General features: G+C 50.5%; 9 protein-coding genes, 2 pseudogenes and 1 other annotated feature. Of the genes and pseudogenes, 8 read left to right on the top strand and 3 right to left on the bottom strand.

Features of this window, described 5'->3' with window-relative positions; genetic code table 11:
* Positions 1–444: 444 nt before the first annotated feature.
* Positions 445–1356 carry a LysR family transcriptional regulator gene (locus tag HK26_RS07445; RefSeq protein WP_180539427.1) on the bottom strand — a complete coding sequence of 304 codons (912 nt, stop codon included), beginning with the start codon at positions 1354–1356 and terminating at the stop codon, positions 445–447.
* Between the two features lie 137 nt (positions 1357–1493).
* Between HK26_RS07445 and HK26_RS07440 the strand changes: the two genes are divergently transcribed.
* From HK26_RS07440 to pnuC, 5 genes are read left to right on the top strand one after another with little or no spacing between them, the layout of a single operon-like run.
* Entirely contained in the window at positions 1494–3980 is a 2487-nt protein-coding gene (locus HK26_RS07440) for a TonB-dependent receptor (protein ID WP_374188231.1), read from the top strand.
* A gap of 3 nt (positions 3981–3983) precedes the next feature.
* Positions 3984–4931, top strand: a complete 948-nt coding sequence (locus HK26_RS07435; RefSeq protein ID WP_257640914.1) for an ABC transporter substrate-binding protein — start codon at positions 3984–3986, stop codon at positions 4929–4931.
* Positions 4928–6091: a phosphotransferase enzyme family protein gene (locus HK26_RS07430; protein WP_180539425.1), complete on the top strand. Its 1164-nt coding sequence runs from the start codon at positions 4928–4930 to the stop codon at positions 6089–6091. The genes HK26_RS07435 and HK26_RS07430 overlap by 4 nt, the downstream gene beginning before the upstream one ends.
* Before the next feature lie 5 nt (positions 6092–6096).
* Complete coding sequence (locus HK26_RS07425) at positions 6097–6993, top strand: sulfurtransferase (RefSeq protein WP_086639203.1); 897 nt, start codon at positions 6097–6099, stop codon at positions 6991–6993.
* Positions 6994–7028: 35 nt separating this feature from the next.
* Positions 7029–7586, top strand: a complete 558-nt coding sequence (gene pnuC / locus HK26_RS07420; protein ID WP_180539424.1) for a nicotinamide riboside transporter PnuC — start codon at positions 7029–7031, stop codon at positions 7584–7586.
* A gap of 436 nt (positions 7587–8022) precedes the next feature.
* Here pnuC and HK26_RS07415 read toward each other — a convergent pair whose 3' ends face one another.
* Positions 8023–9126 (bottom strand): linear amide C-N hydrolase, encoded by a 1104-nt coding sequence (locus tag HK26_RS07415; RefSeq protein WP_086639201.1) that lies wholly within the window; start codon positions 9124–9126, stop codon positions 8023–8025.
* A gap of 325 nt (positions 9127–9451) precedes the next feature.
* Here HK26_RS07415 and HK26_RS07410 point away from each other — a divergent pair, with 325 nt between their 5' ends.
* Positions 9452–9667 carry a VOC family protein gene (locus HK26_RS07410; RefSeq protein WP_257640912.1) on the top strand — a complete coding sequence of 72 codons (216 nt, stop codon included), beginning with the start codon at positions 9452–9454 and terminating at the stop codon, positions 9665–9667.
* A gap of 57 nt (positions 9668–9724) precedes the next feature.
* Positions 9725–10846 (top strand): annotated as a pseudogene (locus HK26_RS07405) (IS3 family transposase).
* Between the two features lie 42 nt (positions 10847–10888).
* Here HK26_RS07405 and HK26_RS07400 read toward each other — a convergent pair.
* Positions 10889–11080: pseudogene (locus HK26_RS07400) on the bottom strand (ATPase, T2SS/T4P/T4SS family); the annotation flags it as partial.
* 51 nt (positions 11081–11131) lie between these two features.
* Between HK26_RS07400 and HK26_RS07390 the strand changes: the two are divergent.
* Positions 11132–12342, top strand: a protein-coding gene (locus HK26_RS07390) for an IS3 family transposase (protein WP_143296313.1) whose coding sequence is annotated in 2 segments (ribosomal slippage) — positions 11132–11417 and positions 11417–12342 — 1212 coding nt in all. Because the reading frame shifts where the segments join, the coding sequence is not laid out codon by codon here.
* Positions 11410–11526, top strand: a sequence feature (AL1L pseudoknot). (Overlaps the previous gene by 117 nt.)
* Positions 12343–12461: the final 119 nt, after the last annotated feature.

Genomic DNA, 12461 nt, shown 5'->3' with positions numbered 1-12461 from the left:
CTCCATCGGTAAGCCTGTGAATCACAACTTCTCGCTCAGTTCAATAAATTAATAGGTCCTGAGCCTAGGCCTGATGCATTCATCGAAAAACGGCTCTCTGAAAAAGGGAACAATGGCGAATGTCTGTGACCCATAGGGCTGGTTAGTGACTTCAGAAGTGCTGACATCGTAGCTGGCGGATATGCCCGATGAGACAAAAAAGCCCATCGGGGACCGCGGTTATGACAGTGATAAAATCAGGCAGTGTCTTACAGAGCACAACATCATGGCCTGTATTCCGCCGAAGAATAACCGAAAACCAAAGCCACCTTATATTGGCATCTGTATAAGAAGCGTCATCTGATCGAAAACATGTTCGCAAAACTGAAAGACTGGTGACGTGTGTAACACGATACGATCGCTGCACTCATACTTTGGTGTCAGTAATCCGTATCGCAGCAAGTGTCATATTCTAGCTCGAGGAATGAAACCTGAACCTAAATTGCAATAAGAAAAAAACTCCTGACGGAATTGATCCCGCGCTGGATTAATTCCGACATCGTACGTAGCCATACCCACTTCCCACCGGGCAGACGGATGTCGTATTTCATGAACGGTAAAGTTTTTTTCTGTTTCAGACAGTATAGATAAACTAGAGCGATGGATTATTGCACATGCCAGGCCTGAGCATACAACCTGAATGGCACTAATACTCTCATTAAACCACAAGGTATAAGCAGGCTGTACCAGACTTGTATTTAATATCTGCTCCGTCCGATCATAGATTCCTTGTGAAAATGTTTTTTTAAATCGCACCAATGGTAAATTTGAATTGGATATATCTGCAAGTCCTGCAATATCATTGCGATCACGAGGCACCAACAACACCAGATCATCATGCGTCAAGGAAAGAAAGTTCAACTCCTCATCGCGTCCGTAGCGCATAAACCCCACATCTATTTGACCTGTTTTAAGTGCATGTTCCTGCTCCCCGGATGACATGTCCTCCAGCACAATATCAAACCTGCTCTCATTTTCTCTAAATTGTGGCAAAATAGCCGTCAGCAGATCCATAACAGAGAAAGTAAACCCGATCCGTATTGTTCCCACACGCCCTCGTGCTAATTTTTGCCCTCGCTCCATCACTCGGTTTGAATGGTCGAGCAGGCTACGCGCTTCATCCAAAAAATTTCGTCCGAAGGCACTCAGGCTTGTCTGGTGCGTAGTACGGGTAAAAAGATCAGCTCCCAGCACGTCTTCAAGGCGACGAATTTTCTTGCTTAATGAAGGCTGAGACATGCCCATGTCGCGGGCAGCATCCGAGAAATTTCCCCTTTCTGCCAGAAAAAGAAAGGCACGAAGGTGTTCCATATTCATACCACTCACCATCAGCCGTTATATAATAAGACCCTATATTCCATAGTTGAATAACAGAGAGAAAAACAAATATCTATTTTTAATTGGTGTTTTTATATATCACATAAAAAGAAAGTGAATACACTCGTGAGAATCTTATGCCAAAACCCCGCATGAACAATGCCCACACTAAATTGTTGGCACTTCGTCCTCTTGCCAAAAGACGCAAATCTTTTTTGTGCGCCGGGGTTTCTGCTTGCAGCCTGCTAGTTATGTCAGCATCCGTTCATGCTGCAAACAGCGCCTCTGCGCCACAAACACGCGCAACGGCGCACAATATTGCGCCCAGAACACCCGCCAGAGTAGCGCCCTCAATCCCCGCCAAGCCACGCCACACGACAGAAAATATTGTTATTACAGGCCTTGCCAACACCGTACATGGCTACCAACCGGGTGGGGGACTTATTCGCGAACAGGATGGGGTAAAAGCCGTTAGTACGGTTGACCGGGATTTCATGGACAAGCAGGCGCCCATGGCGACAGCTTTTCAGCTCGCCTCCCTCCTGCCCGGCGCAAATGTTGCCACGTCTGATCCCTTTGGTTTTTCGCCGAGCACAGACATAAGCGTGCGTGGCCTTGGTGGGGATTCCATCGGGTATGTGCTCGAAGGTATGCCACTGAACGATGTGGCCTACTCCAGCGGCTATCCCGGTCAATTTGCGGATAGCGAAAATTATCAGCAAATTGCTCTCGCCCAAGGATCATCCGATCTGGATAGTCCGGTGCTTAACGCTGCGGGCGGGCTTATGCAGCTCAGTTTTCGTAATCCGGCCAAAAAAGCCGGGGGTTTTGCCAGTGTCTCATACGGTTCTTACAATACCAACCGTGAATTCATACGCATGGATACAGGAGATATTGCCCACACGGGCTTACGGGGCTTTATCTCATACTCCCACGGCGCAACCGACAACTGGCGCGGCCCAGGGCGTGACGAAAAACAGCACGTTGATTTTAAATTTCTCAAGGAATGGGGGCAAGGCAACCATGCCAGCTTACTTGGTTCCTTTAACAGCACCATTACCAGCTATTACCCTCAGGCCAGTATGGAAAGCTGGAAAAGCGATGGCATTGGTGGCGCTAACAACCTGCTAGCCCGTTATGATGCTTCCAACCAGAGCAACGGAGCCAACTACTGGCGTCTGTGGCGTCAGCCAGAACGAACATTCTATGCAGGGGCACCTATCCATTTGCGTCTGACTGACCGCCTGACACTGGATAGCACACCCTACGCCCAGTTTGCGTATGGCAATGCTCCCGGAGGCACTGTTCTGAGCGAGAGTGGTCTTTATCAGGGCACACAGGCTTTGCCAGACACACTTAACCTGCCCGGCGCACAGGACGGAAGCGCCGTTGTGCGAGCAAACTACACGCAGCGCAGCTACCGCTCAGGGTTTACTGTTGCCTTGCACTATAAAAAAGCATGGAATGATTTTGTCTTCGGTTATTGGTACGACTACGGCGACGATAACGAACAGCAGCCCTTTACCGCTGTGCAGACCAACGGCGCCTCAGCGGATATCTGGGCAGAAAACGCAAGCAGCCAGATTCATCTCGCTAACGGGCAAAAATTGCTAGGTGGCAGTTTTCATACCATTTCCCAAAGCAACGCACTGTTTGCAGGGGATCATATCTCGCTCCTGCATGACCGGCTGGCCATAGATCTGGGCTTCAAAATTGTCATGCTCAACCGTTCAGGCACCAACAACGTGCCCGGTCCACAGTATCGGGTTGGGTCCAATAGCATGGAACCACTGCCCAGACTGGGCCTTCGCTGGCATATTGATGACCATAACCAGATATTTTTCAATGCCACCACAAACTTCAGAGCGCCCGATCAAACTGCGCTCTATAACGCCTATGACCCTTCTTCAGGCAGCCTTGTCACAGCAGGAACCAATAATCTGCGTGACGAATACTCCATCTCGGAAGAGTTAGGCTACCGCCTATCCAATCGCTGGTTTGTGGGAAGTCTGACGCTCTTTAATTACAATTTCACAAATCGTCAGATCTCCACTCTTGCCATCCAGAATGGCTCGATCATTACGACAACCATGAACGCAGGTGGGCAGACATCACGCGGGGTGGATGTAGAGGTGGGTTTAAAGCCGTGGCACCATTTTAGCCCCTATGTGTCGGGCGAGTACCTGCATGCGACCATCGACAATAACATTAGTGCAGAAGGTGACGTTCTGCCGACCAAGGGCCGCACTGCTGTCCGCAGTCCATCACTGCAAGCCGCTATCGGCCTGAGTTATGATGATGGTCATCTCTTTGGTGTCGCAACCGTGCACTATACCGGACACCAATATGCAACATTCATGAACGATGAGCGCATGCCAGACCACACGACTGGCGATCTGGCCATTGGGTATCGCTTTTCCGATCATTATCACCTGCACCAACCCACAATACGCATGAACTTCATCAACATCACCAACGAGCATTATCTCTCCGGGGTAGCCAGCCCAACGCTGAACGCGCGGGATACAACGGGCATCCACGGCAACACCATCTCTGGCAGCGCCCCCAGCTACTACATTGGTGGCGGCTTTGCAGCACTTGCCACTATTTCCACAGGTTTTTAACACATGTCACAGTCACATCATCTTTGTGCGACCTGCCTTATGCTGGAATACTTCCATCCATGGCCAAACTCGGCAGGCTTCTACCTTGCCCGACAGCAAAAATGGTATGAACAGAACGGACTGGACCTGCATATCACTGCGCCAGACCCGTGGCACGGTGATTCCCTTGAACACCTGCTACAGGCCCGTGCTGACTTTGCCGTTGCACCAGTCAACAGGCTTTTGGTCCGGCGTGATGAGGGTGAACCATTGCGGGCCATTGCCGCCATAAACCACAGCGCGCTGGAAACCATACAGACTCTTAGAAGCAAAAATATTAATCGGCCACGTGATCTGGCAGGACGAAAACTCGCCATGAACCCCACGCCTCGGGGGCTTGCCATGATCCGGCACCTTGTCGCCTCTGATGGTGGAGACCCTGATGCCGTCAAAATTGTGAACTCTCAATTCCGGGAATTTCGTCCAGAAGATTTACAAAATGGCCTCGCAGACGCAAGCTTTGGCGGATACTGGGCATGGGAAGCACTGATGGACAGTGCCATTCCACAAGAGGAGCGTCTTGTCTGGCCGTTGGGGCAACTAGGGGCACCACCCTACCACAGCTATGTTCTGTGCACCCGTGATGATATAATCGAGACAACACCTGACAAAGTCAGATCATTTCTCAAGGCGTCTGATAAAGGGTTTCTGGCAGCAGCACAAAACCCGCTCGCGGCACTCCCCGCCTATGAACTGGCAACACCATATTTTCCTACTGAACTCCTCAGCCAGTCCCTTACAGCAATTGCACCAACATGGCTGCACAACGGAAAATGGGGAGAACTACGTCCGGACGTTATGGAGGAATACACACATTGGCTGGCAAAAAACGCTATTGTGTCTGACAGGAATATCTGGCGTTCAGCGGTTATTGAACAGGATTTCCGTCACTCCGTGCAGGACCATTCATGAGCGGACATGCAATGTCAGCCCCATATACACATGGCATGGGCACCGCCCGCAAAGAATCAGACTGGCCTGATATAAAAGACACAGAACTTGAGGAGGTTCTGCATCATTTTCCACGCGCGGGCACACTGCAAGCCATTCTGTGGCGCAGTCCACGCCCTTTTTCTGCGGCCGCCACGATAAAAACCGACCATGGTATGCTCTTTGTCAAACGCCATGGACATGCCCTGCGCACACCGCTCAATCTGGAAGAGGAACATGGCCTTATCCGGCACCTGAAGCAGCAAGATATTCCTGTTGCTTCTTTGCTGGAAACAGCAAGCGGAAAAACAATGGTCCTCCACAATGGATGGACCTATGAAGTGCATGACATCGCCAGTGGACTGGACCTGTATCAGGATCGCACGTCATGGACCCCATTTTTAAATACAGGTCATGCCTATGCTGCGGGCACCATGCTGGCACGGGTGCATAAGGCACTCAAGCATTACAACGCCTCCCCTCGCAGCACACATCTGCTTGTCTCGGACGACAGGTTGATCCGCCAGCAAGACCCCCTGCAGGCCCTTGGCGCAGATTTGCAGCTTCGCCCCGGGCTGGCCAGCTTTCTGCATGAACGGAACTGGAAACACGATATCCAGACACACCTGCTTGCACCATACCATGCCAACGCGCATGCCATTTTACACGCGGCTCCCAGGCTTTGGACACACGGAGACTGGCATGCCTCCAATCTGCTCTGGTCTGCCCCTGGATCAAACGGGACCGTCTCCTCAGTTCTGGATTTTGGTCTGGCGAGCAAAAGTTCTGCATTATTCGACCTCGCAACGGCCATAGAGCGTAATCTGATCTCCTGGCTGGATATGGAAAATGGTGTTGCACCCACTGCCAATTTGGATCAACTGGAAGCATTACTTGCTGGTTATTCCAGCATAGCGCCACTCAGCACCGCAGACATAAAAGCCTTGGCCAGTATACTCCCCCTTGTACATGCTGACTTTGCACTCAGCGAAATAGACTATTTTTCTGGTCTTCTGAACGACAGACAAAATGCTGCTCTAGCGTACGATACTTACCTTCTGGGGCATGCCGACTGGTTTGCCACGCCGCAAGGTCAACGTCTTATCAGACACCTTCACATACTTGGTAGCAAGGCTCCATAACCAGCATGGCACATTCCGTATCCCCTCTTATCAGTGTTGCTGAACTGTCCGAGCGTAGGCAGGACCCTACGCTGGCTATTTTTGATACCAGCGTAGTACTCCCCTCCCCCCGATTTGACGGAGATTACCGGGTTGAATCCGGCCGAGCACAATGGTGTGAAGGACATATTCCCAACGCACAACATCTGGACCTGACGCACGACCTGGCCGATACGTCCCAACCTTTCAGCTTTGCCCTCCCCTCACTGGAAGACCTCGCCATACGCTTTGCTACACAGGGCATTACCCCCCAGATCACCCCCGTTTTATACGATAAAACCGATGGTTTCTGGGCTGCGCGCCTCTGGTGGATGCTTCGCAGCGTTGGTATTAGCGCACGTATTCTGGATGGCGGGTACAGAGCATGGCAAAATGCGGGGCAACCAATCACCACAAAAAATAGCTTACCTCAACTGGACAATATCAACAGAAGGGTAAGGCCGCATGCCACTTTTACCCTCCAGCCCCAGCTTTGGTGCGACCGCCAACGCGTGCTGCGCATTGTCGACGGAACGGAAAAGGGCACACTCGTCTGCGCCTTATCCAAAAGCGTGTTCGATGGCACAACTCCAACCCGCTACAGCAGACGCGGACATATTCCCCACAGCCTGAATTTACCCGCACGCAGCCTATTGAACGAGCATGGTTTCTACCAGAAATTACCAGAGTTGCGGAGCATTCTTCAACCATTGCTTACGCACAAGACGCTTCCTCTTGTTCTGTATTGTGGGGGAGGTATTTCTGCTGCCGTTGTCGCGGTCGCTCTCACACTTGTCGGGCAATTCAATACCACCCTTTATGATGGGTCATTACAGGAATGGTCGGCAGATCCTGAACTGCCACTGGTGACAAATCCTGCGTGAGTTTATTTCCTTATAATCAAACGTGAGAAAAAATCGTGCCTTCTTTGGAAGCCGCTGCAGTTGCTATCAATATCGCAGGGGTCTGGCTTACTGCCCGACGTAACATGATGTGCTGGCCGGTTGGCATGGTTGGAGTCATTCTCTACCTCCGCCAATTTTATCTCTGGCACCTTTATGGCGACATGCTGTTGCAAGCTGTCTATTTCATCATTCTTGGATATGGTTGGTATTCATGGAGAACTCCCAAAGAAACTCAAAAAACACAAGGTCATTTCCAATCGTTCATACCCAGCAATCTTATCACTCAGGTGGCGCTAACAGCGTGCATGAGCCTTCCCGTTGGATGGGTTTTTTCCCACTTCACGGATGATCCACAACCTTATATTGACTCAGTCTTGATGTGTTTAAGTCTTTTGGCGTCTTTATGGACAACACAAAAATATATAGAAAACTGGTATTTATGGATTTTTGTCGACTTTATATATGCATGGCTTTTTTTGTATCGCACAGATTTCTTAACAGCCAGTCTATATACTATCTTTACCCTACTGGCCCTATTTGGCGCCTATACTTGGAAAAAAGAGCAAATCTAAGTGTCTAACCGAAAATAAGTTGCGTAATTTCAGCATGTTATGATTCATGGGTTTGCGAGAACCTGATGAGATCAAGATGATCTGGACTGAAATTACCCAACCGCACCAGGTTTTGTGTAAACAGCAAGACCCGGAGCAATTCAGTTGTTCCTCCGAAACAGCGTCGATAGAGACCTTGCCTATTTCAAGACATGATCTCCTCTGATCCGTTTAGGAAATCAGAAGCTTCATCATATAACGTGCAGAACACAGACCATCCGTCGTTCACACCTTCGGATGGTCCATCTTTCGACAAAAATATCAGGCCAACGCTATCCATAATCACTCAAAATACAAAGTGTAACTGTAGTGTTATATTTGTGATTAACAAACCAGACCCTTTGCGCTTGTGATGAAGGTAAAAATTCTATTCTACATCATAAATCAAATTATCACCTCAGTAAGGCGATACCATATCCCGATTATTAATTCTTTCAAAGATGGGTTTTTTATTACCATAGAAATCTTGTAGTGAAAATTTCTTGTAACTAATATCTTTATATCCCCGAACGAACATCACTCCATCATTAATATCTGATAATGCTGTCCATACAGTATATTCAGTAACGGTTTTTCCTGCTTCCTTCTGTGCCTCACTTCCTAACGTATCGGTGGTAATATTCTTCATACGATCAAAGCGATTCATGATGTGTGCAAGAATATTGACCGCATCTCCGGTCGACTGGGCCAGAGGTGCATAACTGGTGTAGTAAACGCCACGGATAAAACGCCCGACAGAGGTGTCTGATGATGGCAGGTCTGAAGATGCAATTCCACTATCAGGCTGAACTACTTTCATACCTCCCAAAAGCGCTGAAGATCTGTCTTTGTTGGTCAATTGCGTGTAATTATTCAAGTTCTGGAGATGCCACGGAAAGTCAGGACCGTTTGTCATGACCTTTGTGGGATTGTCATAAACATGAAATTTCCCATCAAGCGCTTCTACGACAATACTTCCTCCTTTTTTGTCGTAAAACGCAAAATGAAAGGGTGATTTTACTCCGCCCAATTTGGCCAAGACTGGAGACCAGAAATGCCCTTTATTCACGGCTTTTCTGACATCCTCTACCGTTGCAAAATTGGCAAGCGCCCACTCTCCTAGTGATGTTACAGGGATAGAATCATGGTAGTCTGATGGTGTTAGTGAAGTCAGTGCCGCTTCAGGCACCATGTTGGCGCTGAAAGACAGACCAGCACCGTTCATGCCCTCAAGCATGTTATGATCGTCACCATCCTGATAAACTGCAGTTGTAATCGCCAGAATAGGGTAGAGAGCCTGATAATGTGCGCCAGAACCGCCATCAGGTGACTTTTTTTGGAATGCTGTCTGGACAGGATAGAAGGTCAACCAAGACGGTAAGTCTTCTGACAATTCCAATGTGCGTCCATGATAAACATGCCCGCTCTTATCTGTGATTGCCAGACTTGAACAAGCTTGTACAATTGAAGGTAAAAGAAAAGCAGCAGGCAATACTATATTCATAAGATACTTGATCTTCATATTTCTCTTCCCGAATCTATTTTTCATAATGACATAAGCGAGGAAACAAAATTATTTTCTCTACAGAAAATTTCACACGCCAGAGCAGAACTAATCCCCAAGTTAAAGGACACAACCTCTAGAACAACATATCCTGCGTAGAGTTTCCAGAAATGATAGACTTTGTAATTTAATTGGAGGAATCGAAGAATCATCGATTAAAATTTTTTATCCTGATTTTGGGCTTGAGATGGAGCATCTTAGTCTGGCTACAGCGTGTGGAGAGCCTGAAAGGCCCAGTCCCACTTCAGAAAACGGTGGCTGGCCTGGAAACAGGATGCGGGCAATGAACTTCGCGCACCTGACGTTCGATCATGTTGGCATTCGCGTGACAGCTCTCGGCGTTTCTGAACGGTTCTATGCCAAATTCGGCTTTATCCGCGATCCGAGAGAGTTCGCTCCGACCGTGAAAACCTGTGGCCTACATCACCCATCCGGACTTCGTATCCATCTCATTTTCAATGCCGCGCCAGACCTAGTCGGGAATGTTCTGAACTTGTAACGGTTTTGTGCCGGTCATCTGAGCGTTTTAAGCTTGTATCAGGAGACCGACGACACCATGAAACATACGGTAGATTTCAAGCGCGAGGCCGTGAGGATTGCGTTGAGCAGTGGACTGTGACGCACGCGGGTTGCGACCGACCTGGGTATTGGCAAATCTACGCTGGCGAAATGGATGGTGGATTATCGTCCGGACGAGCCGGGATCGGGACAGCAGGCTGATCTGGCCCGTGAGAATGAACGTCTCCGCCTGGAGAACAGAATTCTGCGGGAGGAGAGGGAAATTCTAAAAAAAGCTACCCAGTTCTTCGCGAGCCAAAAGCCATGAGGTTCGCCTTCATCCATGGACATCGGCATGAATGGCCAATCGGGAGGTTGTGCCAAGTCCTGCGGGTCTCGGCACGGGGTTACCGGGCCTGGACATCCCGACCGGTCTGTCAGCGTCAGCGCACCGATCTGAAAGTGCTGGCGCATATCCGTGAACATTATGCCCTGAGCAACGGCTCCTACGGACGGCCGCGCATGACCATGGAACTGAGGGAAGCGTGCTTGATGTCGGGGAACGTCGTGTTGGTCGCCTCATGAAGGACAACAGGATCCGGCCGGTGCGCACCCGTCGCCACAAGGTCACGACCGACAGCCAGCACCAGTCTGGCATTGTGGCCAACCTTCTGGACGGTGACTTCCTTGCTGAAGACCCCAACCAGAAATGGGCAGGGCTATCAGCTATATCTGGACTGCCGAGGGCTGGCTCTACCTGGCTGTCGTCATCGATCTGTTCAGTCGCCGTGTAATCGGGTGGGCTGCAAGCGACCGGATGAAAAAGGATCTGGCCATCCGTGCCCTGGATATGGCGGTGCGGCTGCGTAACCCGGTGCCTGGCTGCATTTTCCACTCCGATCGTGGCAGCCAATACTGTTCTCATGATTTCCGGAAAAAGCTGCTGGCCCACGGAGTGCAGGCTTCAATGTCTGGAAAGGGAAACTGTTTTGACAACGCCGCTGTCGAAGCGTTTTTCAAAAGCCTGAAGGCGGAATGGCTCTGGAGGCAAAACTGGCCAACCCGTCGTCAGGCGACCGCGGCCATCTTCCAGTATATCAATGGTTTCTACAATCCACGTCGACGCCATTCATATCTGGGCGGCATCAGCCCTCTCGCTTTCGAAGCAAGAGTGGCATAACCACTTCCTGACCGGCACAAAACCGTTACAAGTCCAGTGGCCCTCCGGGCGGTAGAGGGCAGTCAGCACCGATCCGGCATGGAGTGTGCCAACCCCGCCCGAATGGCCGGTTCCCCAGGCCTTGAGCAGATCAAGGGCCTCGGGACCACGCACCTCGCCAATCGGGATACGGTCAGGGCGCAGGCGGAGTGCCGATCGAACCAGTTCGGACAGTGTAATGACACCATCCTTTGAATTGCCCCGGGTTTTGTGGAGACAGAACGACCCGAGAGGTAAGAAGAATTCATGAGCAACAAATCGAAGCGTTTTCCACCTGAATTTCGCGACCGTGCAGCCCGCATGGTTCTGGAGGAAGAGAAGAACCATCCTTCGCGGTGGTCTGCAGTGATGATGATCGCCCCAAAGCTGGATATTCACCCTGACACGCTGTCAAAATGGACCCGTCTGCATGAGCGGGCCAATGCGCTTGCGGTGAGTGACCTGCCTGATCGGGAGAAGATCAGGCAACTGGAGCGAGAGAACCGCGAATTGCGGCAGGCCAATGAAATCCTGCGCAAGGCGTCGGCATATTTTGCCCAGGCGGAGCTCGACCGCATCTTCAGACCATGACACGCTTCATTGAGGAGCATCGGCAGACATATGGTGTCGGGTCAATCTGCAGGGTTCTGTTGATTGCACCATCTGCCTATTATGCTTATCGGGCGAGACAGAAAAATCCCTGTGTGCGCAGCCAGAAAGACAAAGAGCTGTGTCATGAAATTCGCAGGGTCTGGAACGATAATTTCTGTGTCTATGGAGTGCGCAAGGTCTGGCGTCAGCTCAGACGTGAAGGCTTGGATGTCGCCCGCTGCACGGTAGAGCGGCTGATGCGCCAGATGGGACTGAAAGGCGCCATTCGTGGCAAGGGGGTCAGAACCACACGGCCAGATCCGGCACGGCCCTGTCCACAGGATCTGGTGCCGCGCCAGTTTCATGCACCAGCCCCTAACAGGCTCTGGGTTTCGGATTTTACTTACGTTTCTACATGGCAGGGCTTTGTTTATGTGGCCTTCATCATTGATGTGTTTGCCCGGGTCATTGTGGGCTGGCGTGTCTCCTCAACGGCCCATACCGACTTCGTGCTGGATGCCCTTGAGCAGGCTCTGTGCCAGAGGCGGCCTGAGGGAAAAGTGACCCATCATTCAGACCGCGGCTGTCAGTATGTGTCCATTCGCTACACGCAAAGACTGGCTGAAGCGGGTCTCGTTGCTTCTGTCGGCAGTGTTGGGGATTCCTATGATAACGCCCTGGCCGAGACCATTAACGGGCTTTACAAAACCGAACTCATCTATCGGCAGGGACCATGGAAAAACAGGGAAGCGGTTGAACTGGCAACACTTAAATGGGTCGACTGGTTCAACAATCGACGGATCCTGTCCTCCATTGGAAACATCCCCTCAGCAGAAGCTGAGGCTCGCTTTTATGCACAACAGAAATCACATGCTTTAGCTGCTTAAATCAGATAAAAAACGTCTCCACAAAACCCGGGGCAATTCAATCTGACTGCTGGACAGGTCGGCCCTGATCATCGCACACGGCATGAAGTTTTGAGTTCAGGCCGCCTTTTGTCCGTCCG

The sequence above is a fragment of the Acetobacter okinawensis genome, assembly GCF_002153655.1.
Taxonomy (GTDB): Bacteria; Pseudomonadota; Alphaproteobacteria; order Acetobacterales; family Acetobacteraceae; genus Acetobacter; species Acetobacter okinawensis_A.
This window is presented reverse-complemented; position numbering and strand designations above follow the sequence as displayed.